General features: G+C 69.1%; 21 protein-coding genes. 4 read left to right on the top strand and 17 right to left on the bottom strand.

Translation table 11 applies throughout. From position 1 onward, the window contains the following. Nucleotides 1–182 precede the first annotated feature (182 nt). Nucleotides 183–1,244 (bottom strand): enoyl-CoA hydratase/isomerase family protein, encoded by a 1,062-nt coding sequence (locus ACQ4LY_RS07315; protein ID WP_431075357.1) that lies wholly within the window; start codon nucleotides 1,242–1,244, stop codon nucleotides 183–185. Nucleotides 1,245–1,365: 121 nt separating this feature from the next. On the opposite strand from ACQ4LY_RS07315, the gene ACQ4LY_RS07310 reads away from it, so the two are divergent. Next, nucleotides 1,366–3,423, top strand: a complete 2,058-nt coding sequence (locus ACQ4LY_RS07310; RefSeq protein ID WP_431075356.1) for an ATP-binding cassette domain-containing protein — start codon at nucleotides 1,366–1,368, stop codon at nucleotides 3,421–3,423. A gap of 80 nt (nucleotides 3,424–3,503) precedes the next feature. Here the strand turns inward: ACQ4LY_RS07310 and ACQ4LY_RS07305 are convergent, their stop codons facing one another. Continuing rightward, nucleotides 3,504–3,953: a hypothetical protein gene (locus ACQ4LY_RS07305; RefSeq protein WP_431075355.1), complete on the bottom strand. Its 450-nt coding sequence runs from the start codon at nucleotides 3,951–3,953 to the stop codon at nucleotides 3,504–3,506. 145 nt (nucleotides 3,954–4,098) lie between these two features. On the opposite strand from ACQ4LY_RS07305, the gene ACQ4LY_RS07300 reads away from it, so the two are divergent. After that, nucleotides 4,099–5,511 (top strand): DUF222 domain-containing protein, encoded by a 1,413-nt coding sequence (locus ACQ4LY_RS07300; protein WP_431075354.1) that lies wholly within the window; start codon nucleotides 4,099–4,101, stop codon nucleotides 5,509–5,511. 13 nt (nucleotides 5,512–5,524) lie between these two features. Here ACQ4LY_RS07300 and hemL read toward each other — a convergent pair whose 3' ends face one another. The 11 genes from hemL to hemE all read right to left on the bottom strand — a co-directional run bounded on the left by hemL (nucleotide 5,525) and on the right by hemE (nucleotide 14,873). Beyond that, a complete protein-coding gene (gene hemL, locus ACQ4LY_RS07295; RefSeq protein WP_431075353.1) occupies nucleotides 5,525–6,847 on the bottom strand; it encodes a glutamate-1-semialdehyde 2,1-aminomutase in 1,323 nt (440 codons plus the stop codon). 123 nt (nucleotides 6,848–6,970) lie between these two features. Next, the gene (gene hemB / locus ACQ4LY_RS07290; RefSeq protein ID WP_431075352.1) at nucleotides 6,971–7,948 is read right to left on the bottom strand and encodes a porphobilinogen synthase; all 978 of its coding nucleotides are present in this window, start codon (nucleotides 7,946–7,948) and stop codon (nucleotides 6,971–6,973) included. Continuing rightward, nucleotides 7,945–8,736, bottom strand: coding sequence for a uroporphyrinogen-III synthase (locus ACQ4LY_RS07285; protein WP_259161611.1), 792 nt, complete (start codon nucleotides 8,734–8,736; stop codon nucleotides 7,945–7,947). Before ACQ4LY_RS07285 ends, hemB begins: the two co-directional genes overlap by 4 nt. Beyond that, nucleotides 8,733–9,749, bottom strand: coding sequence for a hydroxymethylbilane synthase (hemC, locus tag ACQ4LY_RS07280; RefSeq protein ID WP_431075351.1), 1,017 nt, complete (start codon nucleotides 9,747–9,749; stop codon nucleotides 8,733–8,735). The genes ACQ4LY_RS07285 and hemC overlap by 4 nt, the downstream gene beginning before the upstream one ends. Before the next feature lie 7 nt (nucleotides 9,750–9,756). After that, entirely contained in the window at nucleotides 9,757–10,434 is a 678-nt protein-coding gene (gene hemQ / locus ACQ4LY_RS07275; protein WP_431075350.1) for a hydrogen peroxide-dependent heme synthase, read from the bottom strand. Between the two features lie 92 nt (nucleotides 10,435–10,526). Next, on the bottom strand, nucleotides 10,527–10,808 hold the full coding sequence (locus ACQ4LY_RS07270; protein ID WP_082477971.1) for a hypothetical protein: 282 nt from the start codon (nucleotides 10,806–10,808) through the stop codon (nucleotides 10,527–10,529). Next, nucleotides 10,795–11,202: a phage holin family protein gene (locus ACQ4LY_RS07265; protein WP_056313761.1), complete on the bottom strand. Its 408-nt coding sequence runs from the start codon at nucleotides 11,200–11,202 to the stop codon at nucleotides 10,795–10,797. Before ACQ4LY_RS07265 ends, ACQ4LY_RS07270 begins: the two co-directional genes overlap by 14 nt. Nucleotide 11,203: 1 nt before the next feature. Then, on the bottom strand, nucleotides 11,204–11,626 hold the full coding sequence (locus ACQ4LY_RS07260; RefSeq protein ID WP_431075349.1) for a hypothetical protein: 423 nt from the start codon (nucleotides 11,624–11,626) through the stop codon (nucleotides 11,204–11,206). 196 nt (nucleotides 11,627–11,822) lie between these two features. Further along, nucleotides 11,823–13,379, bottom strand: coding sequence for a protoporphyrinogen oxidase (hemG, locus tag ACQ4LY_RS07255; protein ID WP_431075348.1), 1,557 nt, complete (start codon nucleotides 13,377–13,379; stop codon nucleotides 11,823–11,825). A gap of 82 nt (nucleotides 13,380–13,461) precedes the next feature. Next, a complete protein-coding gene (locus ACQ4LY_RS07250; protein ID WP_431075347.1) occupies nucleotides 13,462–13,800 on the bottom strand; it encodes a metalloregulator ArsR/SmtB family transcription factor in 339 nt (112 codons plus the stop codon). 50 nt (nucleotides 13,801–13,850) lie between these two features. Further along, entirely contained in the window at nucleotides 13,851–14,873 is a 1,023-nt protein-coding gene (hemE, locus tag ACQ4LY_RS07245) for a uroporphyrinogen decarboxylase (protein WP_431075346.1), read from the bottom strand. Nucleotides 14,874–14,934: 61 nt separating this feature from the next. Here hemE and ACQ4LY_RS07240 point away from each other — a divergent pair, with 61 nt between their 5' ends. Further along, nucleotides 14,935–16,233: a glutamyl-tRNA reductase gene (locus tag ACQ4LY_RS07240; protein ID WP_431075345.1), complete on the top strand. Its 1,299-nt coding sequence runs from the start codon at nucleotides 14,935–14,937 to the stop codon at nucleotides 16,231–16,233. Here ACQ4LY_RS07240 and ACQ4LY_RS07235 read toward each other — a convergent pair. From ACQ4LY_RS07235 to ACQ4LY_RS07220, 4 genes are all read right to left on the bottom strand, one after another. Continuing rightward, complete coding sequence (locus ACQ4LY_RS07235) at nucleotides 16,197–17,057, bottom strand: hypothetical protein (protein ID WP_431075343.1); 861 nt, start codon at nucleotides 17,055–17,057, stop codon at nucleotides 16,197–16,199. The genes ACQ4LY_RS07240 and ACQ4LY_RS07235 overlap by 37 nt on opposite strands. Nucleotides 17,058–17,326: 269 nt before the next feature. Next, nucleotides 17,327–18,262 (bottom strand): class C sortase, encoded by a 936-nt coding sequence (locus ACQ4LY_RS07230; RefSeq protein WP_431075342.1) that lies wholly within the window; start codon nucleotides 18,260–18,262, stop codon nucleotides 17,327–17,329. Continuing rightward, entirely contained in the window at nucleotides 18,259–21,000 is a 2,742-nt protein-coding gene (locus ACQ4LY_RS07225; RefSeq protein ID WP_431075341.1) for a VWA domain-containing protein, read from the bottom strand. The genes ACQ4LY_RS07230 and ACQ4LY_RS07225 overlap by 4 nt, the downstream gene beginning before the upstream one ends. Nucleotides 21,001–21,196: 196 nt before the next feature. Then, entirely contained in the window at nucleotides 21,197–22,717 is a 1,521-nt protein-coding gene (locus ACQ4LY_RS07220) for a SpaH/EbpB family LPXTG-anchored major pilin (protein WP_431075340.1), read from the bottom strand. Between the two features lie 401 nt (nucleotides 22,718–23,118). Between ACQ4LY_RS07220 and ACQ4LY_RS07215 the strand changes: the two genes are divergently transcribed. Further along, nucleotides 23,119–26,481, top strand: coding sequence for a DUF7507 domain-containing protein (locus tag ACQ4LY_RS07215; protein ID WP_431075339.1), 3,363 nt, complete (start codon nucleotides 23,119–23,121; stop codon nucleotides 26,479–26,481).

Genomic DNA, 26,481 nt, shown 5'->3' with positions numbered 1-26,481 from the left:
GGATGAAGTGGCAGATCTCTCGACAGGCGGACGCGGGCCGACGATCGCGCATATGACAGAGTGCCACGAACCGCGGACATTCGTATCCCCCTGTGGGCGGACCTTCGCTCACAGCGAACCATTTCGCCTACGGCCTGCTGTTTATGCACGGTGGCGAACAACCGCAGATATATCGATATGCCTCAGAAGAGGGGGCGTGCGGGCACGAAATCGCGCGCCTCTCCGCCCGCATCCGGAGCGAGGTCGGCGATGCGCGCCGGGTCCCACTTCGGGTTGCGATCCTTGTCGACGAGCTGCGCCCGGATCCCCTCGACGAGGTCGGGGTGCCGCGTCACGAACCACATCACGCGACGGTATTCGCCTTCGAGCGCGGCTCTGAGGTTCGGAAGCGCTCGCGCTTCGCGGACCGCATCCAGAGTCACGGCGAGGCCGGTCGGGGCGAGGCTCTCGAGCAGTTCGGCGGTGGCCGTGGCATCCGCGGCTCCCTGCTCGTGCAGACGAGCGACGATCTCGGCGACCGTGTCGGCGGAGAACGCCTCGTCGATCCACGTGCGCGCGGCGGGCAACTCCGACGGATCGGGGGTCTCGTCGAACAGCAGCACGATCTCGGCCGGACCTGTGGGGTCCGCGCGGTATGCGAGCGCCTCGCGCAGCGCGTCGAGGCGATCGGACGGGACGAAGTGATCGGCGAAGCCCATCAGCACGGCATCCGCTCCGTTCATGGTGCCGCCCGTGAGGCCGAAGTACTCGCCCAGCCGGCCGGGAGCGCGACCGAGGAGCCATGTGCCGCCCACGTCGGGCGTGAAGCCGATGCGGGTCTCGGGCATCGCGAGCTTCGAGCGCTCCGTGACGATGCGGATGGCCGCGTGACCCGAGAGGCCGACACCTCCGCCCATCGTGATGCCGTCTGCCAGCGACACGACGGGCTTCGAGTACTCGGCGATCATCGCGTTCAGCGCGTACTCGGCACGGAAGAACTCCGCGGTCTCGTCGGCTCGACCGGCCACGATCTGCGCATGCAGTCCGCGCACGTCGCCGCCCGCGCACATCCCGCGCTCACCTTCGCCGTCGATCAGGACGATCTGCACGTCGGTGTCCTCGCGCCATGCCTCGAGCGCCTCGGTGAGCAGTTGGATCATGCCGAGGTCGAGTGCGTTGATCGCCTCTGGCCGGTTGAGCGTCAGCCTGCCGAGCGCGCCTTCCGTGCGGACGAGGACCCGGGGAGCGGCGGTGGAATCGGTCACGGGTGCCACGTTACCCCTCGGTCGCAGCCTTGCATTCGGGTGGGTTTGTGCGGTAAATGCGCGATCCGGCGGCTTTTCCGGCAGGATAGAGAGAACTGCCCACTGCAACGAGAGGTCGCAGATGCCCGACGGACAGGTGCTCGAGTTCACGCGCGTCACCAAGCGATTCAATGACGTGACGGCGGTGTCCGACTTCTCCGCGCGAGTCGAGCCCGGTGTCGTGACCGCCTTCCTCGGCCCGAACGGGGCCGGAAAGACCACGACACTGCGCATCCTCCTCGGTCAGGTGCGCGCCAACTCCGGCACAGCCACGATCGGCGGGGTCGCATTCCCGGAACTCCGCCATCCCCTGCGCACCATCGGATCGGTGCTCGAGGAGACGGTATACCGCCCTCGTCGTTCTGCATCGCGGCAGCTGACCATCGCGGCCAAGGCCAACGGCATCCCCCTGTCGCGCGTCGACGAGGTCCTGTCGCTCGTCGGTCTCGAGCACGAGAGCGAAGGACGCATCGGCAGCTTCTCGCTGGGTATGCGTCAGCGACTGAGCGTCGCCCACGCCCTGCTCGGCGACCCCGGCGCCCTCGTGTTCGACGAGCCGGCCAACGGACTCGACCCCGAAGGCATCCGCTGGATGCGTCTGCTCATGCGTCGCCTGGCCGACGAGGGGCGAACGGTCCTCGTGTCCTCGCATGTGCTGAGCGAGATCGAGCAGGTCGCCGACCACGTGCTCGTGCTCTCGAAGGGGCAGCTCATGCTGTCGAGCGGCATCGAGAAGCTCGCCGACCCGTCTGCGGGATCGGTCGTCGTGGATGCCGCGGACCGCGCCGCACTGAAGGCGGCGCTCTCGACCTCCGGCCTCGAGGTCGAGGTGCTCCGCTCCGGACTCACCGTCCGCGGCAGCAACGCCGGCAAGGTCGGTGCCATCGCGGCATCGGCCGGCATCGCCCTCACGACCCTGGTGCAGCGCGGCCCCACGCTCGAAGACGTGTTCATCGAGCTCGTGCGCGGCGGCACGCTCGCACCGCACGCGATCGCCGCCGCATCGCAGTTCATCGCTCCCGGGGCTGAGGCCGGATCTTCGGATGCTTCGCTCGATGCCGCTCCTGCGACCACGGTCCTGCCTGCGGTGATCGGCGACACTGTTGCGGATGCCCCCGTCGAGACGGTGGATGCCCCCGTCGAGACGGTGGATGCCTCCGTCGAGACGGTGGATGCAGAAGACGGATCCGACGACGCTGAGGATGCTCCTGCGGAAGACGCGGCGAACCTCGACGAGGGTGCGGAGATCTCCGAGGCCGAGGACGAAGAGGCCCCCGGGGCTGCCGAGACTGCGCCTGGTGCGGATGCGCCCGTCGCCACTGCGGACTCGGATGCGGCGGAATCGGACGCTGCTCGGACTGACGCTGCCCGGACTGACGCCGCAGCGGCGGATGCCGCAGCGTCGGATGCCGCAGAGGCCAAGGCCGACGATGCGGCCTACGCGGCGGCGGCGGCACGCGACGTCGAGCACGCGGCGGCAGAGCTCGGCTACGCGGCCGATGCGTCCGACGCGAATGACGCCGAAGATGCGGCGGACGTCGCATCCGAGGCGGCCGAGATCGACGAACCCTCCGCGCACGACGGGGATGCCGACGATGCCGACGCTCATGGCGAAGCACCGTCCGAAGAGGCCGCACGTCACTCATTCGACGACATCCTGTTCGGAACCGCGCCGGCGAACGATGCGGAACAGTCCGCCGACACCTACACCGACACCGAAGCCGGTGCCGAGAACGAGTCCGCGCCCGCAGCCGAGGGCATCGACGAGCACTCCGGGGTCGAGTTCTTCACCGAGGTGCCGGCATCCGAGGAGTCGAGGTCCGATGAGTCCGGGTCCGATGAGTCGGGGTCCAATGACGACGCCGACTCGGATTCCGGCGAGGGAGACTCGTCGGATGACGACCCGCGCTCCGCGGCTGTCAGTTCGATGCTCGCCGCAGCCGCACGCGCCTACTACGAGGACGAGCCGAAGGACTACCCGCTGGGCGAGTCTGAGGCAGCCGAGGAGCCGACCGACGCTCATGCCGAGCACCACGAGGGTCGCGAGGGTGAGCACCACGAGCACCACGAGGGCGAGCACCACGCGGGTCACGAGGGCGAGCACCACGAGGGCCACGAGGGCGAGCACCACCAGTCCTGAGGCCGCGACGCCGGATTCCACACGCGAACGCCCTCCGCGCCGAAAGGCTGCGGAGGGCGTTCGTCTCGTTCAGGGGTGGATCAGGCCGGACGCGGGCGGATCACCGGGCGACGGCTGCCCTTCGACACCGGAGTCGGCGACGTGGCGACGATCTGCTCGACGTCCGCAGGCTCATCGGAGACGTCGAGCCTGAGCGCCTGAGTCAGTGCGAGACCGTGGCTGGTCGTGAGGATCAGCCGCCGATACTGCTCGTCGCCCGCGAGGTCGATGACCACGCTGGGGCGACGCCGACGGATCAGCACGAAGTCCACGCTTCCGGCGGCCTTCCACGTTCCCGCGGCGAGAACACCGGGGATGTGTGTGCCCGGGTTCGGCACACCGCGCAACCAGGTCCATGCGTCGTCGATCAGCTGCACCTTGGTGATGGTGTCGCGGACGAGCCGCACGTTGTCACGGTGGAAGCTGGCCGCACGCTCGATCGGCGAGAGCACGATCTCGAGTTGCGTCTGGTCGAGCAGCAACGTCACCATGCGTCCAGTCTGCCAGCGGCACCCTCCCAGATGTCTGTGTCTTGCTCACAGGAAGGCAACGATCCGTTGTCGGTTCCCACGATTCCACCCCTCTCCCATTCCGATGTTCCGCACGACTTTCGAACAAATCTACTAGACTCAGAGCATGACATCCGCCACCGCCGAAGGTCTCGAGCAGCGCACGGAGCTGCTCGATTCCTGGGTCGAGAAGCGGCGGCAGATCGCCTGTCTCGAGGCGGAGGCATCTGATCTCCTTGCTGAGCGGATGCGGCTCGCCCGCACGGATTCCGATGACAGCCCGTTCCACCGTGATGCGATCCATCGATCGATGGTCGCGGAGTACGCAGCGGCCGACCGCATGACCCAGGGCAGCGTCGAGTACGCCTTCACCGACGCGGGCTTCCTCGACGCGAGCCATCCGCGCGTGCGCGAGGCGTTCCGACGCGGCACCATCAGCGGTGCGCACGTCCGCGAGATCGTCCGAGCCGCCGGAGTCGTGCGTGAGGCGGTGAACAACGGCCGAGCCGACGCCGATGCGCTGCCGCTGTACGACACCGTCGCGGTCATCGTCGCCGAGCGCGAGACCGCTGCGCGCACACGTGTGCATCTGCGCGAACTGGCGGCAGTGCTGTCGGGGTCGACGATCACCGAGCGCCACGCACGGGCGGCGTCGGAGCGCACGGTGACCGTGCGGCCGGCAGGAGACGGGCTCTCCGTCCTGGCTGTCGTGCTCCCCGAGCATCTCGCCACCGCGATCCTCGATCGCCTCACCCAGCTCGCTCATGCCGTCATCCGCGGGCGGGAAGACCGCGAGCCGTCGCTCGAACCGATCGATGACGGCGAAGATCCGGTCTATCCGGAGGACATCGCTCACGACGATCCGTCACGCGATGACTACGCGATCTTCGGCGACGGAACGTTCACCACCGACCCCACCTGCCCGACAGGCCCCGCGGTCGAGCACGTCCCGGCAGATACGCGCACGCTCGACCAGGTACGCGCCGATCTGCTGATCGACCTCCTGCTCGCCTCCGACCCGAGTGCCGCCAACGGCTCGGGACTCGACAACATCCAGGGGCGGATCCACGTCACCGTGGCCGCCACCACTCTCGCCGGGTGCGACGACCGTTCCGCCCAGCTCGACGGGCACGGCCCTCTGCACCCCGACATCGCACGCGACCTCGCCGGCCGCAACGGCGGGTGGTCACGCCTGTTCCTCGATCCGACCGGGCTGGTCATCGAGACCGACACCTACAGGCCCACCGAGCCGATGCGACGGTTCCTGCGGGCCAGGGACCAGCACTGCCGGTTCCCCGGATGCAGAATGCCGGTGCATCGGTGCCAGATCGACCACACCTTCGATCATGCGAAGGGCGGCAGGACCGACATCCACAACCTCGGTCATCTCTGCGCGACCCACCATGTGATCAAACATCCCGATGTGGCAGACGACCACAGGTGGACAGCGCACCAGCTTCCCGACGGAACGATCGACTGGCTCAGCCCGCTCGGGCGCACCTACAGGGATTCACCGCGACGGCGGGTGATGTTCGTCTGAGCGAAGCCCCGACTCAGGGGGTCGCCTGCGCCGCAGCGCGGGCAGCGATCGGCAGCGCGGCCTCGATACGCTGCAGCTCCTCTTCGCCGTGAGCGGCGGTGAGGAACCACGCCTCGAACACGCTCGGCGGCAAAGCGATCCCCTGCTCACGCATGGCGTGGAAGAACGGCGCGTATCGGAACGACTCCTGAGCCTGTGCCTCAGCGTAAGTACGAGGAGCCGAGGCTCGGAAGGATGCGCTGAAGAGGTTGCCCGCATGGGCCACGGCATGCGTCACACCGGCATCGGTCAGCGCGGCGTCCAGCGCACCCGAGACGCGAGCAGCGGCCGCATCGACCGTCGCATAGACCTCCGGTGTCGCCAGGCGCAGCGTCGCGAGGCCTGCCGCGACAGAGAGCGGGTTACCCGAGAGGGTTCCGGCCTGATAGACGGGACCCAGCGGCGCCAGCATGTCCATGACCTCGGCACGTCCGCCGAGAGCTGCCAGGGGCATTCCTCCGCCGACGACCTTTCCGAAGGTGACGATGTCTGGCAGGTAGTCCTCCCCCGCCGCAGCCTGAAGGCCCCAGAAACCTGCCGGATGCACACGGAAGCCCGTCAGCACCTCGTCGAGGATCAGCAGCGCTCCGTGCGCATGGGCGGTGTCGGCGAGCAGTCGGTTGAATCCGGGCGCGGGCGCCACCACGCCCATGTTCGCGGCGGTCGCCTCGACGATCACCGCGGCGATGCGATCGCCGTGTTCGGCGAAGACCGCAGCCAACACGTCGGGGTCGTTGTAGTCGATGACCAGAGTCTGGGCCGCGATCGGAGCAGGAACGCCCGCAGAGCCAGGCAGCGCGAGCGTGGCGACGCCCGATCCTGCCGCCGCGAGGAGGCCGTCGGAGTGCCCGTGGTAGTGCCCGGCGAACTTCACCAGCAGGTCCCGGCCGGTCGCTCCGCGCGCGAGGCGGATCGCCGTCATGGTGGCTTCGGTCCCCGTCGACACGAGACGCACGCGCTCGATGGGCCGAACGTCTCCGAACCGCACACGGTCGGCGATCAGAGCCGCGAGTTCGACCTCGCCCTCGGTCGGAGCGCCGAACGAGAGTCCGCGGGTAGCAGCCTCCTGCACCGCTGCCACGACCTCGGGCTGCGCATGTCCGAGCAGCGCGGGACCCCACGAAGCGACCAGATCGACGTACTCGTTGCCCGCGGCATCCGTGACAGTCGCACCCTTCGCAGACGCGAGGAAGCGCGGCGTACCGCCGACGGAACCGTATGCGCGCACCGGCGAGTTCACGCCGCCGGGGATCACCGCGCGGGCAGCGGAGAACAGGTCGTCATTGCGGTCGGTCACAGCACACTCCTCGGCGATGCGCGGAGCTCTCCCGCCATCCCCTCCAGGCTAGCCCGAACACCTGTGCACCGGACTCAGCGAGCACGCGATGACAGCGACTCAGCCCGAGGAGAAAGAACTCTCTCAGCCGCGCAGCCAGCGGGCGGCTTCCGTCGCCCAGTAGGTGAGGACGACGTCGGCACCCGCCCGGCGGATCGACAGCAGGGACTCGAGGATCGACGCGCGACGATCGATCCAGCCGTTCGCCGCGGCGGCCTCGATCATGGCGTACTCACCCGAGACCTGGTATGCCCACACCGGAATATGCACGGTGTCGCGCACCTCGCGCAGGACGTCGAGGAAAGCCATGGCCGGCTTCACCATGACGATGTCCGCACCCTCTTCTTCGTCGACGACGGCCTCTCGCACGCCCTCGCGGCGGTTGCCGGGGTCGAGCTGGTAGGTGCGGCGATCGCCCTTGAGCTGCGAGTCGACGGCCTCGCGGAACGGGCCGTAGAACGCGCTCGCGTACTTCGCGGCGTAGGCGAGGAGCAGGGTGTCGGTGAAGCCCTCGGCATCGAGTGCCTTGCGGATCACTCCGACCTGGCCGTCCATCATGCCCGACAGGCCCAGCAGCTGGGATCCGGCGCGGGCCTGGGCGAGCGCCATCGAGGCGTACCGCTCGAGCGTGGCGTCATTGTCCACCGAGCCGTCCGCCGCGAGAACACCGCAGTGCCCGTGGTCGGTGAACTCGTCGAGGCACAGGTCGGTCTGCACGACGAGCGCGTCCCCGACCTCGGCGGCGAGCACCTCGGTCGCCACGTTCAGGATGCCCTTCGGGTCATCCGCGCCCGAGCCCTGCGCATCGCGCACAGCGGGCACACCGAACAGCATCACGCCGCCGACGCCTGCCTCGGCGGCCTCGGTCGCGACCCGCCGCAGCGAGTCGAGCGAGTGCTGAGCGACCCCTGGCATCGAGCCGATCGGCGCGGCCTCGGGGATGCCCTCGCGCACGAACAGCGGGAGCACCAGCTGACGCGGCTCGAGAGAGGTCTCGCGCACCAGGCCGCGAACCGCCGGGGACTGGCGCAGTCGGCGCAGTCGGACGTCGGGGAAGCTCACGGCGCCAGCTCGTCTGCCGCGTGCGGGAGCGTGAAGGTCGACACCGCGTCGATCAGCGCATCCACGGTCTGCTTGTCGGCGACGACCGTGATGGGAAGGCCGGCCTTTCCGGCATCCTTCGCGGTCCTCGGTCCGATCGCCGCCAGGAGCGTCTCGTCGGGGATCTCGGGGAACTGCTCGCGCACCTGCGCCGCGACGGAACCGCTCGTGATCAGGATGGCGTTGATGCGGCCGTTCTCGACATCGCGCTTGATGCGATCCGTCACCGGAACGCCGACCGTGCGATACGCCACCACGCTGTCGACGTCGTGCCCGGCCTCCTGCAGCAGCACGCTGAGCACGGGCTTGGCGATCTCGCTACGCAGGGCGAGGATGCGGCGGGGCTGCGTCTCGAGAGCGATGAGCTGCTCGGCCATGCCCTCGGCCGAGTTGTCCTGCTCGGGAACGAGCGCGACCTCGTACCCGACGGCCTGCAGAGCGGCGGCCGTGGTCTCGCCGACAGCTGCGATCTTCGTGCCGCGAGGCACGACGGCCCTGTGGGCGAACATCACGTCGACGGTGGTCGCGCTGGTCACCGTCAGCCAGTCGTACGAGCCTCCGGCGAGCTGCGCGAGCGCGACGTCGAGGGCTGCCTGGTCGGTGGTCGGCGCGAAGTTGATCAGCGGCGCGACGACGGGCACCGCGCCCTGCGCGCGCAGGCTCGCTGCGACACCGTCGCCCCACGGGCCTCCGCGGGGTACGAGGATGCGCCAGCCGTCCAGCGGTCGGTCCTGCTTCGAATTGGTCATGATGAGGAATGCTCTCGGGAGACGAGGTCGGCCGCCCCTTGCTCGAGCAGCCGATGGGCGACAGACAACCCGATCTCGCGCGCTGCGTGCATCGGGTCTGCACCACCGGCAGCATCCGCTCCATTGCCGCTGCCGTTCCGACGAATATACTCCCCGTTCAGAGCTTCGGTGACGTCGAGGCCGATACGCCGGGCCCCGTCGGTCGCGTAGACCACCGTCCTGACGCGGATCTCGTCGCCGTCGACGACCGCATGTGCGGCCATCGGAGCCTGGCATCCCGCGTCGAGTCCTTCGAGCACAGCGCGCTCCACCGTGACGGCCAGCCGCGTTGCCTCGTCGTCGAGTGCGGCGAGCGCTGCGAGAAGTTCCTCCGGAGCATCCGTCCGGGTCTCGACCGCAAGCGATCCCTGCCCTGGTGCGGTCGGCCACTCGGCGAGACCGAGCTCCTCGCGCCGAAGCGGGGAGTCCGAGCCGAGACGCGACAGCCCTGCGGCGGCCAGGATGACGGCATCCAGCTCCCCCGAAGCGACCCGCTGCAGGCGGGAGTCCACGTTGCCGCGGATGTCGACGACCTCGGCGTGCGGAGCCCTGCGCCTGACCTGCGCGATGCGCCGCGGCGAGCCGGTGCCGACCTTGCTGCCGGAACGCAGCTCGTGCAGCGGCGTGCCACCGCGAGTGATCGCGACATCGCGGGCGTCCTCGCGCACTGGGGTGGCAGCGATCACGAGCCCCTCCGGGATCGCGGTGGGCAGATCCTTCAAGGAGTGCACGAGGAAGTCGCACTCCCCCGCGAGCAGCGCCTCACGCAGACGCGTGGCGAAGATGCCCTGACCCCCGATCTCCGACAGGGAGGCACGGTTCGTGTCGCCCTCGCTGGTGATCGGCACGAGCTCGACGGCTCGACCCGAGATCCGCTCGAGGGCGGCGGCGACGTGACCGGACTGCGCCTGCGCGAGCGCGCTGCGGCGGGTGCCCAGTCGGATCGGTGTGGTCCGAGTGCTCTGAATGCTCATCGTCGGCCTACTGCAGCACGTCCGCGATCTCGTCGAACCGGAGGCGACGCCCCGTGTAGAAGGGGATCTCCTCCTTCACGTACAGACGCGCATCGGTGTAGCGCAGATCGCGCATGAGGTCGACGAGCTCCGTGACGTCATCGGCCTCGAGCGGCAGGATCCACTCGTAGTCGCCGAGAGCGAATGCGGCCACGGTGTTCGCGATCACGCCCTTGAACGCAGCGCCCTTGCGACCGTGATCGGCGAGCATCTTGCGACGCTCCTCCTCGGGCGCGAGGTACCACTCGGGAGTGCGCACGAACGGGTACAGGCACAGCCAGTCCTTGGGCTCGACCCCGCGCAGGAACCCGGGCACGTGAGCGCGGTTGAACTCCGCGTCGCGGTGCACGCCCATCACATTCCAGACCGGCAGCAGCGTGCGCAGCAGCTCGGTGCGACGCAGGCGCCGGAGCGCCTTCTGCAGGTCTTCGGCGGTGTCGCCGTGCAACCAGACGAGCAGGTCGGCGTCTGCCTTCAACCCCGAGACGTCGTAGAAGCCGCGGACGGTGACGCCGGAGTCCTCGATGTACGAGACGATCGTCTCGAGCTCGGTCGAGTCGGATTCGGTGACCGGAACGTCGGGGTTTCGTCGCCAGACGGCCCACAGGGTGAAGCCGGACGGGTTCTCTTCGCGCTCATCGGACATACGACCAGTCTGCCCCCTTTGCAGAGCACTCGCGAACGCGAGTCAGGATGCCGGAGTTGCGCCAGGCGATCAGCGCGAGAGCGCCCGAGCGATCAGCGCGAGAGCGCCCGGGCGATGACCCAGACGGCACCGCCGACGACTGCGGCGACGCCGACGGCCGCCGCGATCGCCGCCGCGGGGTTGCGGTCGGCGAAGACACGCGCCTTCGCCGCTGCGCGCTTGGACGCCTTGTCGATGCGCCGCGGGAAGTTGCCCTTGACCTCGATCGCCGCGAGAGCGGCCTTCAACTCGGCACGGGCCGACTGCACGGGATCGACGATCCCCGCGGGGACTGCGGTCTTCGGCAGCGACCTCGTGATGTCAGAGTTCGTCATCGCCGGCCTCCTTCACGAGTCGGATGTCCTCGCCCACCGCCTGCGCGGGGTTCTTCCGGGCGAGCACCTTGCGGAACTTCAGGATGCCGAGCAGTGCGAACAGCAGCACGGCGAGGATCAGGATGCCGAGCACTGCCAGCGCCGACAGCCACACCGGCCACCAGGACGACAACCCTGCGATCGCGAACACCAGGATCACCGGCACGGCCCAGAACAGGAAGAACAGGGCGACCAGGAACCAGACTGATCCGATGCCCGCGTCCTTCGCGGTCTTCGAGACCCACGCCTTGGCCGCGTTGATCTCGGCCTTGACCAGGCTGCTGATGAGTTCGGGAAGGTCGCCGATCAGGGACAGCAGGCTGTCCTCGGCGCGGTCGCGGTATCCGCGGGGCATGTCAGCTCCCGGACTTCGCAGCGGTGGAGCTCGTGGACGACGGCTTCTTGGCGGCCGGCTTCTTGGCTGCGGGCTTCTTCGCGGCGTCCTTGGCCTCGTCGACGGCATCCTCGGTCGCGTCGACGATGTCCTCAGCGGCCTTCTTGCCTGCGGCGACAGCCGAGTCGAGACGCTGACCCGCGGTCTTGTCGCCGCCGCCCGCCGACTTGACGACCTTCTGCACGCCGGTCCAGATCGCACCGGGAACAGCCGCCGCCTTGTCGCCGACGTAGCCCTTGACCCGATCGACCTGCTCCTGCACCGGGTCGAGGTTCCAGACCTTGAGCCACTGCGTCTTGATCTGCTCATAGCGCTCGCGTCCTGCGCGGGTTCCGATGACATATCCCACGCCGAGTCCTACGACGAGTCCGATCTTCCCCTTCATGGGGTCTCCTCACGTTGTTCCGGTGTGAACGCCTGGGGCGAACCGGCGGCTCGGCGCCGCCTGCCAGGTGTCCAGCGTAGCCCCGTATGCCGATTTAGGCATCTGTCGCGCACGGGGTTGACAGCGGAGCGACTTTCGGGTTCGCAGAGGCGAGAGCGCCAGCGGGCCACGGCTCACGACGTGCCTCGTCAGCGGATCAGTCCCAGAGCAGCGCTCGGCGAAGGCGATCGGCTTCCTCGTGCGCATCGGGAATGACCTGCGCCAGGCCCGTTCCCGCAAGCCACGCGCCCACTGCGGCTACCCCGGGGACCGCCTGGATGGCGTTGCGGGCCGCCTCGCGTCGGGCACCCGATCCGATGATCGATGCCGGCTGCGATTGCATGTACCGCGCGCGATGAGCGTCGATGAGGGCGCTCTCGGGCAGTGCGACGCCGAGAAGGGCCGATGCCTCGCGCAGAGCGACTCGCGCAGCAGCGGCGTCTTCGAGAGCGGCTGTCGCCGCCGGCTCGCCCTGCGCCCCGAACGACACGCGAAGGAGGTGCCGGCCACCGGCCGCCTTCCGCACCCACTCCCACTTCGCACTCGAGTGGGTGAGCGCTTTGGCCGTATGACTGCCGGGGACCGTCAGCACGCCCGTGCCGCGAGGAGCGCCGTCCAGCGCCGACGCGGCCAGCAGCAGGGTCACGATCTCGATCTCGGGGGCGTCGGCGGCGGTGGTCTCGGCGAGCGCCGACACGGTCTTCTCGAGCAGCCGCCGCGCGACATCCTCGGAGGTGGCGATCACCACCCCGTCCGCGTTGAGATCGAGTTCTTCCGTCTCACCCGCACCGGAACCATCGCTCGGATCGGTACCGACATTCGCCTCGGCCCGCACGGTCCAGGTGTCCGCGGACGCCGAGGAAGACTTGGTGATCTCGGTCACGCGGGCGGCCGTACGGACCACTCCCCCGAGCTTCTCGATGTCTGCCACGAGCGCCTCGACCAGCACCATCATGCCGCCGTCGATCCCCTCGACAGCGGCGCCGGGAGCCTGAGCGACCCGCGAAGCCTGAGCTGCTCGCGCTGCGCTCTGCTCGCGCAGCGCCTGGACGGCTCCCGACAGCGAGCCGACGCTCGTCAGCGCGGCGTTGAGACCCGGAGCGGCGATGTCGACGTCGACGTCGTCGGGCGACGCGGAGTACACACCGGTCGTCACGGGTGCCACGAGACGGTCGCGGACCTTGGCTCCCATGCGCGAAGACACCAGCCTGCCGAGGCTGTGGTTGTGGCCGATCGTGAGGGGCGGGCGGACACGATCGAGGTACGCACGCCACGCCCCCGACCATCCGATGACGCGGCGGACATCCTCCTGGAACGGATTGCCGGGGATGCCGAGGATGCCGCCGACCGGCAGCGGTGCGGCCCCGACGCCGGGGATCCCGGCGAGCCAGGCGCCTCCTGCAGCGGGCGTGACGATGCGATCCTCGAGGCCGAGCTCCTCGAGGAGCGCGCGCACCCGGCCGCCCCTGGTCGCATAGCTCTCGGCCCCCGCGTCGACCACGATCCCGTCGAGCTCGGCTCGACGGATCGCTCCACCCACGGCATCGGACCCCTCCAGCAGCGTCACGCGCATGCCGACCTTCACGCATTCGCGCGCGGCGATCAGCCCGCCGATGCCGCCGCCGACCACGACGATGTGTCGCTTCGCCGCGCGGACGGCCAGATCGACGGGCTCGGCACGGGACGACTCACGGTTCGCGGGCTTGGGGGTCATAGGTCAATCCTTTCACCCGCAGCGTGGATGGCATCCGGTCGCCGACCGGCGAAACAGGCGCACGCGCTAACGGGGCGCGGACTCAGGCTTGGGCGGGAGTCTGTGCTCCGCGGCCGGAGCCGCGCTTGCGCACCTCGCGGAGCACCACCTGCTCGGGGCACACGCTCGAGAGGAAGTCGCCGACCGAGAGCGCCAGGCGCTCACCCACGAGCGAGTAGAGGATGCGATTGGCATCACGCCGCTCGCTGACGAGACCGGCTTGACGCAGCACACTGAGGTGCCGTGAGATGGTCGGCCCGCTCGACGAGAACCGCGATGCGATCTCGCCGGCCGCGAGCTCGCCCTCCTTGAGGTCCTGGAGGATCTGACGCCGAGTCGGGTGGGCCAACGCGGCGAAGATGTCTGACGCGCTATCTGCCATGTTCGCAATATAGCACTCGAGCTAGATACTCCCGCGGGCCCCCGAGGCGATCAGATCGAGTGCACCAGCTCGACGATGCGAGTGAGCTGATCGGGATCGGTCTCGGGCGGCACGCCGTGTCCGAGGTTGACGATGTGGCCACGGGCGGAGCGACCGCGCTCGACCACTTCGCGCACATGAGCCTCGAGCACCGGCCACGGAGCCGACAGGAGCGCCGGGTCGATGTTGCCCTGCACCGAGACGTCGGGCCCGAGGATCGCTGCGGCCTCGTCCAGCGGCAGCCGCCAGTCGACACCCACGCCATCCGCGATCCCGCCCAGCCGCATGTCCGCGAGGAAGGGCCCGGTGCCGACGCCGAAGTGGATGCTCGGCACTCCGATGCCCTCGAGAGCCACGTGGGAGTGCGGGGCGACGAAGGCGCGATAGTCGGCGGTGCTCAGCGATCCCGCCCACGAGTCGAACAGCTGCACGACGGATGCTCCGGCATCGCGCTGGATCTCGAGGAAGCGACGCGAGACCTGCGCCAACCAGCCCGCGAGACGGTTCCACGACTCGGGATCCGAGTGCATCATGGCCCGAGCGCGCAGGTGCTCCTTCGACGGGCCGCCCTCGACCAGGTAGGCCGCGAGGGTGAAAGGTGCACCCGCGAAGCCGATCAGCGGGGTGTCACCGAGCTCTGCTGTGACGATTCCGACAGCCTCGGCGATCGCGGTGCCGTCGAGTGAGAGCGGATCGATCGCCGTGATGCGGTCGACGTCGGCCGCCGTGCGCACGGGATTCGCGAAGACGGGGCCGCGGCCGGCCTCGATCTCAACCTCCACACCGGCAAGACGCAGCGGGATGACGATGTCGCTGAAGAACACCGCGGCATCCACACCGTGCCGACGAACCGGCTGGAGGGTGATCTCGGCGGCGAGGTCGGGCGTGAGGCAGGCGTCGAGCATGCGCGTTCCGACCCTCAGCTCGCGGTACTCGGGCAGCGACCTGCCCGCCTGCCGCATGAACCAGACGGGGGCATGCTCGGGTCGGGGGCCGGTGAGGGCGCGCAGCAGCGGAGCATCGGAGAGGGCCATGCCTCCATCCTCCCATCCGGTCCTGGGCCGACCTGCATGAAGCCTCAGGTAGAATCGATGCGTGCTGCTGGTTGTCACGGCGAGTCACAAGACCGCCTCCTTCGAATTGCTCGAACGCCTGAGCCGCACCCCCGACGACGTCGCCTCCACTGTTGTGGACATGGCGTCCTGCGTGCAGGGTGCGGTCGTTCTTGCTACCTGCAACCGTTTCGAGGCCTACGTCGAGATGGACGAGCCGGTCACCGCCGCGGGTGCGATCGGTGTCGAGGCGGTGCTCGAAGCCGTCGAATCCTCGACCGGCATCAGCACGGCAGAACTCGACGGCGCCTACGAGGTGCACTCCGGTCGCCGCGTCGCGGAGCATCTCTTCTCGGTCGCCTCAGGACTCGAGTCCGTCGTCTCCGGCGAGGGCGAGATCGCAGGGCAGGTGCGCCGCGCGCTGAAGTCCGCCCGCAAGGAGGGCACCACCTCCCCCGAACTCGAGCGGCTGTTCCAGCGCGCCAGCCAGGCACAGCGCAAGGTCAAGAACGTCACGGCGCTCGGCCGCGCAGGTCGCTCGCTCGTGCGCCTCGCGCTCGAGCTCGCCGACAGCCGCGTCGCCGACTGGTCGACCGAGCGCGTGCTGCTCGTCGGAACCGGCGCCTACGCCGCGGTCACCCTCGCGACCCTCCGCGAACGCGGAGCGGTGAACATCTCGGTCTACTCTCCGTCGGGCCGCGCCGAGAAGTTCGCCGCGAAGCACGGCATCCGCCCGGTCGCCGCCGAGGACTACGCTCGCGTCGCTTCGCGATCGAGCCTGCTGATCACCTGCACGGCGGCCACCGAACCCGTGCTGACCCCTGAGCACCTGCAGGCGCCGACAGGGATCGCCACCGAGGGGTGCCCCGTGGGGCCCCACAGCCAGATGGTGGTCGACCTCGGCATGCCGCGCAACGTCGATCCTGCCGTCGCCTCGCTCGAAGGCGTCGCGCTGCTCGATCTCGAGACCATCAGCCTGCACGCCCCGCTCGAGGAGCTGCAGGCGACGGATGCCGCGCGTTCGGTCGTGCGCGAGGCTGCCGACACATTCCATGTCGTGGGCAGCCGACAGAGCGTGACCCCGTCGGTCGTCGCCCTGCGGTCGCATATGTTCGCGCTCCTGGAAGCCGAGATCGGCCGAGCACGCGCGCGCGGCGATGAGGACGGCAAGGTCGAGCAGGCGCTTCGGCATCTCACCGGCGTTCTGCTTCACACGCCGACCACGCGCGCGCACGAGCTCGCGGCCACCGGCCAGGCGGAGGAGTTCGCCGCCGCGCTCTCGACGCTCTACGGCATTCAGCCGGCTCAGCCCGCCGCGGCTGACGATGCCGCGACGGCCTGAGCCCCTCGCATCCCGCCGGAGCCGGACCCGAGCTCCGTCGCAGACAGCTCGTTCAGCGCGCGGTACATCGCCGAACGTGACGCGAAGCCGGCGAGGCGGGCCCGCTCCGACTGAGTCAGGTGCGGATAGTCCGCCTGAAGGAGCACCAACGCTGCCACGCGTGCGCTGCGCAGCTCTGACCGTGCTGTGGTCCCGGCGGCGGCGAAGGCCGTCTGCAGCGTGCGCGTCGGGACACCCAGTCGCCCCGCGAGAGAGGAGGCATTGACGGTCAGATCTCGATGGTGCTCGGCGATGAAGGTCATCGCGACTTCAGCCAGGCCTGCTCCGGAGTTGAGATCCTCCACCACGGTGCGCACGCACGCCGCGACGATCGCCTCCGCGGTGAGCGAGATCACATCGCTCTCCTCGACGGGGCCTGAAGGCGTGGCGCAGACCCCGTGCATGAAAGCGTAGAGCGGAGCGAGGCGGCGCCAGGGAATCGGAGGCCGAGCCATGTCGAACCGCGCAGAACCGACCGCGGCGGACACCAGGTGCGCAGGCACCCGCAGGGCGATGAACTCGTTGCGTGACTCGGTGACCTCCACATCGACCAGTCCGGATCCCGCCACGACCAAGGCGATCGACGTGCCCCGGCGCATCACCGGCCCGTCCGCCGCGACGGCCATCGCCCCCGTGCGGGCCAGGAGCAGGAGCGCGTGCTCGCTCACCGCCTGGCCACGATCCCAGCGGAGTCGAGCAGCGGTGCCCGTCACCAACAGGAAGCTCTCGCTCGCGTTGTGGGCGAATCGAAGGTCGACGGCGCCGTCTGCGACGAGGCCGCTCACCTGCAGCGATCTCCCCCCGAGCGGCGACCTGAACGCTCCGTCATCGCTGGAGGCATCGATCCTCTGGCCCGACGTGCCTATATGGACCGTGCGCTTGATGAACGACGAGGACGAACGGGGGACGGATCGTCGCACGATCTTCCTCCCCCTACTCCACACCGCTGCGCGCGGCACGTGCTCACTGCTGTCGCGATCGGCGACGATGGATGCGGCTGGCCTGATGCTAATGACGGGCGCGGTGGGCGCTGAAGCCTCGACGACCTAAACCCTCAGTTCTCTGGGTGGGCCGATCGCGACTCCCCGCTGCCGCTCGCACGAGCACTCCGCGCCTGGGTCCGACGCGCATCGGCGAACCCCTGATGCACGACATACGCGCCGACGCCCAGCGCGCCGGCCACGGCCCAGAGGATCCACCACGGGAACCCCGGAACGTCAGGAGACTCCGCCATCGCCTCGATGTCACGCGTCGGAGTGGGCGTGATGCGTTCGCCCGTCACGACGATCCGATGCGTGTTGATCCCGAGAGGCGTGCACGTGATCAGCGTGACCAGGTCTTCTCCCGGCACAGCTCTCACCGTCTCCGCCTCGCTCGGCTCGATCACCGTCGTCTCGATGACCCGGTAGGTGAGGACCTCGTCGAACACCTCGAGAGTGAACGTGTCCCCTGTCTGGACGCGGTCGAGATCGGTGAACATCCGTGCGTCCGCGAGACCGCGGTGTGCTGTGATCACCGCACGCGTCCCCCCTCCGCCGATCGGGAAGTGCGAGCCTTCGAGATGCCCCGCGCCCCGTGCGAGTACCGCATCGCTCGTCCCGTGGTAGATCGGAAGATCGACATCGATACTCGGGATGCGCACCCGTCCCATCAGCCCGTCGGGCGAGGCGGCGAGGATGCTGTCGTAGTCGAAGCCTGATCCTGCAGTCGCACCGTCGCTCACCGGACGACTGCCGTTGCGCTCGATGCGCACGGCGCCCGCGCTGAGTGCGTCGTTGTAGGCGCGCGCCTGGCGGAGCTGTTCAGCGGCTGAGGGATCCGTCGAATGGATCGACGCGTGGTAGTCGTCGACCACCAATGACTGGTTGTAGGAACTCACCCACTGGGCCGTCATCGGGTAGAGACCGGCGACCAGTCCCCCGAGTGCGACCGCGGCGATCGAGAGGGTGAAGCCTCCCGGCCTCCACCCCCTCGCGCGGCTTCTGTTCATCGTGAGAGCATCCGGCGGCGCTTCAGCCACGCACCGCCCGCGGCGAGCACACCGAGTCCCCCGGCCGCGACGGCGAACCCGAGACTGCCCAGACCTCCGGTCAGCGGGATCCCGGGCACCGACACCTGCTCGTTCTCGATGTCCCCGAACACGACGTTCGCGAGAACGGCGATGTCGATCGGGTCCTCGAGCAGCAGGTAACCGGCGGGCGCCTTCGTCTCGATGAGTCGGTATGAGCCCGGGGTCAGCGACGAGACCAGGAACTGTCCCGCTGCCGGATCGACGTCTCTGCCGGTGCAGGCCGCGGCGTTCGCCGCGATGCAGTCCACCACGGTGACCGTCTTGCTCGGGTCGAGGACCCCGGGAGCGCTGAAGGGCGTGAGCGTCCACTCGGCTCCGGAGAGCCGATCTCCCGCGAGGTCGACCTTGTTCCATGCCAGAGTGACGACCACCGGGTGCACCGTGCAGGGGGCCGGTGGCGTGCACGTCTGCGGCGGCTGCTGCCCCGTGGGCACGACGGCGTTGCGCAGCACATGGTCGCCCGACGCTGTCTGCGGATTCTTCACCCTCACCGAGTACGTCAGAGTCGCCGTCGCCCCGGCGGGAAGGGTGCCGGTGACGCGGAGGCGGTCTCCCGCGGGATTCAGCACCACGGACAGCGGGGGCTGCACCGTGATCAGGCCGAACAGGTCCGCGTCGTCGCGCACTCCGGTCAGGACATCCTCCTGATCGACGGCGACCGGCAATCCACCCGTGTTGCGGAACGTGAGCGTATAGGAGATCGACTGCCCGGGCGTGACGGTGGCCCCCGATGGCGGCGTCGATGCCTTCTCCACGACGAGGTTGCCGGGCGCCGGAGCCCGGTTGTAGATCCGACACTCGATGCGCTGATTCTTGAGCGCGTCGACGCGGAACCCCGGCTGTGCCGTGGTTCCGGCATTGGTGACTGCGACTGCTGCCCCGGTCTCGACGTTCACGCAGGTGGCGTTCCGTGCCGCGGCGCCGGCGCCGACGGGCACGAGCGAGTACCCCGCCTGCTGCGTCTCGAGAACCTGCACGGAGCCGGTCGACGGCGTGGACGGGAAGGTGAGACCGAAATCCACCTTGCCGTCGGCGCCTGCGGCCGTGACCTGCGTCGCAGGAGCGTTGACCGCGACGGCTGTGGAGACGCTCGTCGCGTCGAACCGCCATCCCGCAGGCGCCGGAGTCGCGTCGGCGATGGTGCCCCCGGACGGCACGATCATCTTCTGCACACCGAGAGTGCCCTGGCAGTTCGCTCCTGCGAGGGCGCGAAGCGCCGCAGTGGCATCGGCGAAGTTGGCCGCGCGGTAGTAGTCGGAGTTGAGGGTCTGGCCGGACACCGCACGCAGATTGCTCTCGCTCGTGGTCGTGAGAGCAGGCCCGACTCCCAGCGCGATCACGCGCGTGCCTTCGGCCTTCAGCTGGTTCGCCGAGAACACGCCGGCGTCGACGTCGCCCAGCGAGTTGAAGGCCGTTGCAGCGGACTGCGTGTTGCCGCGGCGAGCGGTGGGATTGCCGTCGGTGAGAAGGATCGCCAGATCGTAGTGCGGTGCGGCGTTGGCCGCGACAGCGAACCCCGCATCCCAGTTCGTTCCGCCGGCGGGGAACCAGTTGGCGTACTGCGCGGTGAAGGCACTCGCCTGAGCGGCGGTGGTGACCGGGAGCAGCGCGGGGTGGTTCGAGGCTTGCAGCCCGGGAGTGTCGGTCGAGAACGAGAAGGCGGCCATGCGTGTCTGCGTGCCGCGGAAAGCGTCGACGAATGCCGTCATCGTCGCCTTCATCTCGGCTATGCCGTCCAGACCCAGCGACGCGGAGGTGTCTCCGATGAGCGCGATGTCGATGTCGCAGGAGGCCGGGAACACCGGATTGGTCCTGGACTGGCTCCAGATGCCGGTCGTGCGCGTCACGTTCGACGAGTACGAGCCTTCGACGTTGCTGTCGCCACGATTGCGGAAGAAGAATCGGTCCGGATCTGCGGAGACGGCGGGGTCGGTCCACGGCATGGGAGCGGTGGAGCTGTAGACGACCCCTGCCCGCAGCTCCGTGTCGGTGCGGAACCTGTACTGCCAGGAGTAGTCCGGCGTCGCGCCGAGCCCTCCGACACGCATGGTCGGGTTCGAATACCAGCCCGCAGGAGCGGACTCCTGCACGATCCAGAATCGAGTGTCCTGGGGAGCGCCCGTGATCGAGATCGTGCCGGCGCGGACCGGGACGATGAAACTGCAATCACCGTCAGCGTCCGAGACACAGCCCGTCCACGACCACGCCGTGGGGTGTCGCGTCCCGGCGACACCCTGAACAGGGGTGCCGCCGGCGACACTGGTCGTCGCCGTGCCAGGGGCGTGGAGCGCGAGTCGCACACCGGCAAGGCCCTTCACGGTGCCGTCGGCGAGCCGATCACCGCCGACCTTCACCGTGATCACCGCCGAGCCCGCCGGCGGGACCGGCACCGCCATCGGGCTGATGCCGAGATCCGTCGGCAGCGCGGCGAGCGGCTCCGTCGCGTCGGTGCCGGGGAGTGGCGGGAGCGCGACGGAGCCTGTCTGGTCGGTCTCAGGAGCGACGGACGCGTCATCCGCGCCGACTGCGGCGTCGGTTTCGCCGCCCTCCGAGACCGTGGTCGAATCGGGAGAGGGTGCGGTGGTCGTCGACGCGGACGCGGACGCGCCTCCCATGCCGACGACTGCCGATCCGATGACGAGCACGAGCGCGGTCATGATCGACGCGTGTCGAACGATGCCCCATCGCCGTCGGCTCGGTGCCGTATGGTCGAGTGCGCGAAGACTCGTGTACATCTGTGATTCCTCCCCGGGTGACCGGCCCCTCTCGCGAGACCGGTCTCGTGTGCGATCGTGCACAGCAGGTGACGACGGGGCGGCGCCGCTCGAGCACCGCCCCGTCGGTGGCGTGCGCCTACTCGGCAGCAGCCAGCTCGCGGCGCCGCTTCATCAGCACGAGCCCGATCACGACGATCGCGGCACCCACTCCGGCCGTGATCAGGATGAGCTGCCCGTTGGCACCTGTGAGGGGCAGGCCCGGTACACCCTGCTGCGTGTTCACGATGTCGGCGTTGTCCGCCGTCGTCGTCTCGCCGGTGACCACGGTGACGCCGGTGAACGGATCGGACGGCAGCACGTATCCCGCAGGCGCCGCAGTCTCCTTCAGCACGTAGCAGCGCTGGAGCGCATCGATCGCGGGGTTCTCGCTGTCACTCACGAAGAGGCCCGGGATGGAGATCAGCCCACCGGTCGCAGAGGTGAAGGTCGTCGCGCCGTCGACCGAGATCGGTCCGCCGGCGGCGACCGCCGTCGTGCAGTCGGCCGCATAGGGATCGACGGCGTTGTAGACCTCGAATGCCGCACCCGCGAGAAGACCCTCTGTTCCGGTGGTGCTGCTCGCGCGCTTGAGGATCTCGAGCGAGCCCCAGTGGGTCTCGACCTCGTTGGAGGGCAGCGGTGGGCGCACGGCCGGGTCGAAGCCCGGGTTGTTGGTCCAGAGCTCGGCCTCGTTGAGGATCGTGCCGTCGCCGACCTCGACCACGGTGCCGGCGAACGTCACTGTGAGCTCTGAGCCCGCCTGGGCGTTGGGGCCCTGATTCAACCAGGCCAGACCTGCGGCGGTGAGGTTCATGGTGACCTGCTGGCCCGCCGTCGTGACGGTGTAGTACGCCGGGTCGAGAGGAGCGCCGGCGACTGTCACGGCGACGTCGGCGGCCGCGACAGGAGCGAGCCTGGCGTCGAGCGTGTCCCGAATCGCGAATCCGGTCCACACGTCGGTGCTCGTCGGCACCGGCACGGTCACGGGGAAGCGCACGACCGCGCCGAGGCCCGTGTCCTGCTGCGGCTGGATCGTCTTCACGATCTCGCCCGCGCCGTTCTTGGGGTAGGCGTGGACGTCGTAGACCCAGCCGTCCTCGAACGGCGTGGGGATCGTGACGATGAACGGCGCCGAACGGTCGACGATCTGCGCCGGGGCCTCGGTCTCGCACACCTGGTAGGCACCCACGGCGAGCGCCACGGTGGCAGCGCCCTGTGCGTCGGTCGGATCGAACGGGATGCCGGTACCGAGTGCGAATCCGGCGGGAGCCGTGCACGCAGCACCCGCGCTCAGGGATTCGAGACCGTCCCAGTTCGTGGCGATGGAGAGGTCGAGCGGCACCCCGCCCTGCAGCAGGGGGTAGGCCGTGAACACGACGCCCGCGACCGGGTCGGTGAAGTCGCCCGCGGCGGGCGGAGCACTGATGTCGCCCTCGACGTCGCCCACCTGGTGCAGATATTTGTGCACCGTGAGCGATCCGATTCGATCGGCATCGATGTTGCCGAAGTCCTGCGGGGCAGCATGAGCGGCCGACGCGACGAACACGCTCGTCAGCCCCACTGCTGCTACTCCCAGCACCGCTCCGAGGCGGTGCACCGTTCTTCCACGCACTGACATGACGCTCCTTCAGCTCTCCTCGATGACCGCGGACCGCGGCCTCCGGCACCGGAGACGACACACGCGTCTCACAGTCCCTTTCACATGGAAGACGACGGAGACGGGCGTACATCACGGGCAGGCGCAAACTGGCACAGGCTCGGCGGAAACCGGAGCGGCGCAGGGGCAGTTCGCGGTGCGGCGGCATCCCCGCCGCAAGCCCTCAGACGTCCGCGCAGAGGTCGCGCAACAGCGGCCGAAATCGGCGGATCAGCACGGATCACCTTGATAAACCGCGGAAGAACCCGGCGTAACCGATGCGCAATCACAGCGCTCTTTCCGCGGTCAGGGCGCGGTGGGTAGCTTCAGCTCGATCGTGACAGCCGGCACCACCGAGCTCGATCGCAACTGGGGAGAGAACCATGGACAACGCTCGCTCACGCGTCGTGGCGACGGCCGCACGTCGATTCACCGCCGCATCCGCGGTCGTGGCGATGATCATCGGGATCATCACGCTCACCGGGATGATCGCACCCGCGGAACAGGCGGCCGCCGCGCCAGGGACTCCGGGAACGCCGTCTGCGCCGACCGCGACCCTGCACGAGACCTTCGACGTCGGACAGGGGGCGACGTCGACTCGACTCGTCGACTACGTCGGCGTCGCCGGGCAGACCCACACCGCTGCTCCCTTCTGGTTGCGGGAGGACCAGTGCAACGGCGTGCTGCTCCGCTATGAGGGCACCGTGTTCCCGGCAGTCTCGCCCGAAGGCGGGTTCTGCGTCGACGGCAACATCACCAACGTGCGCAACAACGTGCGACGCATGGCCGATGTGCTCGGTCAGGTGGGGGCGGGCGTGGTCGGAAGCACATCCACCGCGAGCCCTGCGAACGGCTCGACGGCCGCGACGCGCGCGAACACCGCTGTCGCCGCGTACACGGCGAGCGCCGCGGGCGCTGCGAGCCAGATCCAGTTCCAGACCTCGCCGCTCGCGTTGACGCCCGCCGGGACCCGGTTCTACACCGCCTCCGTCGATGTGGCCGAGGTGTCGTGCACGTATCAGGGCGGCGTCAACAACTCACGGCTGCGCTTCTCGTTGAAGGTGGGAGCGACCGAGCAGCCGTTGACCTCCGGCGGCCCGATCAGGGCGTGCACAGACCCGCGAGCGCGGTACTACACCTCCCCGATTCTCACCGGAGGCTGGGGCGGGGGCGGGGACTATGTGGCCGCCGGACGTTTCACGTCGAGTGGATCACTGCTTCTCACGCCATCACAGGTGAACGGCTCTCAGATCATCATGCGCAACGACACCGGCGCCACCGAAGGCAATGACGCCGCTTTCGACAACATCCGACTGCTCGATGCCACACCTCAGCTGGACAAGGCCTTCTCGCCGTCTCGACTCGGGGTCGGCGGCACCTCGACACTCACGCTCAGCGTGACGAACACCGACGATCTCGCGGCGAAGATCGGATGGAGCTTCGCCGATGCTCTCCCCGCGGGTCTGGTGATCAAGAACCCCGCGAACGTCGGCGGCACCTGCGGCGCCACCGTGACGGCACCCGCCGGAAGCGGAACGGTCACCGTCACGGGCGGCCGGCTCGAGACCGGACAGGCGTCGTGCACGATCACGGTCGACGTCACCTCGTCGTCGGCTGGCGTCTACGCCAACTGCGCGGCGAACATCGCGAACCCGGTGGGCATCAATCCGCCGGCCTGCGCCTCGGTGTCCTTCGTCGACCTCACACCGTGCGTCGCGGTTCCGATCTGGGTGAACACGGCGGGCGAGCTGAAGCAGTACAGCCCGACGAACTTCTCCGAGCTGTCCTCCGCACCGCTGGTGCGCGAGTACGGCGACATCGCATGGAGCAGCAACGGCAGCACACTCTACGGAGTCGACTACGACCACGGTTTCGCCGCTGCGCCGATACTGAGGACGATCGACCCCGTGACGGGCGCGGAGCTGGCGTCGCTCCCGATAACCGGTCCGCTGCTGACCCAGGACAACGTACCCGGTGGCGGCGCGACCAACTACAGCCTGAACGCCCTGGCGGCACTGGACACCAACACATTGCTGGTCGGATCATATGCGTCGCGGTCGATCTGGAAGCTGGATGTCCGTACCGGGGCCACGACGCTGTGGACCCAGTTCCCCAGTCAGATCAGCTCGGCAGGCGACTTCACCGTCCTGCCCGACGGGGACATCCTCGCGTTCGGTGCCCGCCCCCTGAGCGGGGAGCTGGTGGACTCGCGCGTCTATCGGATCCATCCGAACGGGTCGATGACGCAGATCGGGACGGTGCCCACCATGTGGGGCGGTGCACAGTCGGGCGGGAACTTCTTCATGGCGGCGCCCAGCGGTCAGATCAATCGGATCTCACTGACGACGCTGCCGACGGCCTCGAGCACGGCGCGGCTCGCCTACACGTCCGTGCTGACCGGTGGACAGCCCTTCTGGGGCGCGTCGGCAGTCCAGGATGCCGGCGAGTGCGTCGGCCTGACGATCGCCAAGACGCCGACACCCGCCGTCATCACCGGCCCCGGCCAGCAGGTCACCTACGAGTTCACGGTGACGAACATCTCCGACGTCCGCATCACGAGCATCGCGGTGACCGACGTGCAGGCGGCACCGGCGGGGGCGCTCACCTCAGGCCCCACATGCCCGGTGACCGCACTGGACCCCGGGGCGAGCACGGTGTGCACCGGCACGTACCTGGCGACGGACGCCGACGTCGCCCACGGTCGCATCGACGACACGGCGACAGCGGCCGGGATCTCGCCCGACGGACGCCAGGTGAAGTCGAACCAGGCGACGGCCACGGTGCGAGTCGAGCCCGTCTTCACCTGGTCGCTCGCGAAGACGGCGTCGGTCGACGGGGTGGAGCTCGACGCGGGAGCGGTCGTCACCCCCGGTGACCGGGTGACCTACAGCGTCACCGTCACGAGTGACGCGACCGTCGACATCGCCGGAGTCACAGTGACCGATGACCTCTCGGAGGTCGTGGACGATGCGACGTTCGCATCCGGATCGGCGCAGCTCGTCATCGACGGCGGAGCGGCCTCTGCCGTCGCGGATCCACTCGGATCGATACTGACCGCCGGCCCCTTCACCCTCCCGGTCGGAGCGACGGCGACCCTCACGTATGCGGTCGTGGTCGACGAAGACGCCTGGTCGGCGACGCTGACGAACATCGTCACCGGCACCGCGGGCACTCCAGGAAGTCCGATCGCCCCGGAACCGTGCGACGACGCCTGCACCACCTCGCAGATCACCCCTACTCCCGTGCAGATCCAGAAGGTCGGCGAGGCATCGAACGGTGACGTGGTGCCGATGGACGGCTCCCAATGGGCGATCTTCTCGGCGGCCGTCGGAGGCACTCCCGTGGTCGACGCGGTGCCCGCGGCCGAGTCGGCCGGTGCTCCCGTCACCGGCTTGTTCCGCGACGTCACTCTCACAGCCGGCTCGTACTGGCTCGAGGAGACCCGGGCGCTCGACGGGTTCGCCCTTCTCGCCGAACGGGTGCCCTTCACCGTGTCCGGCGACGGCACCATCACGCTCGGAGCACCGGCGTCGACGAATGCACAGCTGGTGGATGTCGACGGCATCCGCACCATCCGCATCGAAGATCTCCCCGCCCTCGACCTGCCCGAAGCGGGAGGCCCCGGAACCGTCTGGATCCACCTCATCGGGCTGGTGCTCCTTCTCTCCGGCACCGCGGCGGGCGTCGCGCTTCTCCGGAGGCGACACCGCGCCGCCTCCGCGGTCGCACGCGATCACCGCGGGTGA

Source organism: Microbacterium phyllosphaerae (genome assembly GCF_050628115.1).
Lineage (GTDB): Bacteria > Actinomycetota > Actinomycetes > Actinomycetales > Microbacteriaceae > Microbacterium > Microbacterium phyllosphaerae_A.
This window is presented reverse-complemented; position numbering and strand designations above follow the sequence as displayed.

What these genes read in the sequence shown, in the direction of transcription:
- ACQ4LY_RS07310 (WP_431075356.1), top strand. Translation starts at nt 1,366, where the DNA reads ATGCCCGACGGACAGGTGCTCGAGTTCACGCGCGTCACCAAGCGATTC.
- ACQ4LY_RS07305 (WP_431075355.1), bottom strand. Translation starts at nt 3,953, where the DNA reads ATGGTGACGTTGCTGCTCGACCAGACGCAACTCGAGATCGTGCTCTCG.
- ACQ4LY_RS07300 (WP_431075354.1), top strand. Translation starts at nt 4,099, where the DNA reads ATGACATCCGCCACCGCCGAAGGTCTCGAGCAGCGCACGGAGCTGCTC.
- ACQ4LY_RS07285 (WP_259161611.1), bottom strand. Translation starts at nt 8,736, where the DNA reads ATGACCAATTCGAAGCAGGACCGACCGCTGGACGGCTGGCGCATCCTC.
- hemC (WP_431075351.1), bottom strand. Translation starts at nt 9,749, where the DNA reads ATGAGCATTCAGAGCACTCGGACCACACCGATCCGACTGGGCACCCGC.
- hemQ (WP_431075350.1), bottom strand. Translation starts at nt 10,434, where the DNA reads ATGTCCGATGAGCGCGAAGAGAACCCGTCCGGCTTCACCCTGTGGGCC.
- ACQ4LY_RS07270 (WP_082477971.1), bottom strand. Translation starts at nt 10,808, where the DNA reads ATGACGAACTCTGACATCACGAGGTCGCTGCCGAAGACCGCAGTCCCC.
- ACQ4LY_RS07265 (WP_056313761.1), bottom strand. Translation starts at nt 11,202, where the DNA reads ATGCCCCGCGGATACCGCGACCGCGCCGAGGACAGCCTGCTGTCCCTG.
- ACQ4LY_RS07260 (WP_431075349.1), bottom strand. Translation starts at nt 11,626, where the DNA reads ATGAAGGGGAAGATCGGACTCGTCGTAGGACTCGGCGTGGGATATGTC.
- hemG (WP_431075348.1), bottom strand. Translation starts at nt 13,379, where the DNA reads ATGACCCCCAAGCCCGCGAACCGTGAGTCGTCCCGTGCCGAGCCCGTC.
- ACQ4LY_RS07250 (WP_431075347.1), bottom strand. Translation starts at nt 13,800, where the DNA reads ATGGCAGATAGCGCGTCAGACATCTTCGCCGCGTTGGCCCACCCGACT.
- hemE (WP_431075346.1), bottom strand. Translation starts at nt 14,873, where the DNA reads ATGGCCCTCTCCGATGCTCCGCTGCTGCGCGCCCTCACCGGCCCCCGA.
- ACQ4LY_RS07230 (WP_431075342.1), bottom strand. Translation starts at nt 18,262, where the DNA reads ATGAACAGAAGCCGCGCGAGGGGGTGGAGGCCGGGAGGCTTCACCCTC.
- ACQ4LY_RS07225 (WP_431075341.1), bottom strand. Translation starts at nt 21,000, where the DNA reads ATGACCGCGCTCGTGCTCGTCATCGGATCGGCAGTCGTCGGCATGGGA.
- ACQ4LY_RS07220 (WP_431075340.1), bottom strand. Translation starts at nt 22,717, where the DNA reads ATGTCAGTGCGTGGAAGAACGGTGCACCGCCTCGGAGCGGTGCTGGGA.
- ACQ4LY_RS07215 (WP_431075339.1), top strand. Translation starts at nt 23,119, where the DNA reads ATGGACAACGCTCGCTCACGCGTCGTGGCGACGGCCGCACGTCGATTC.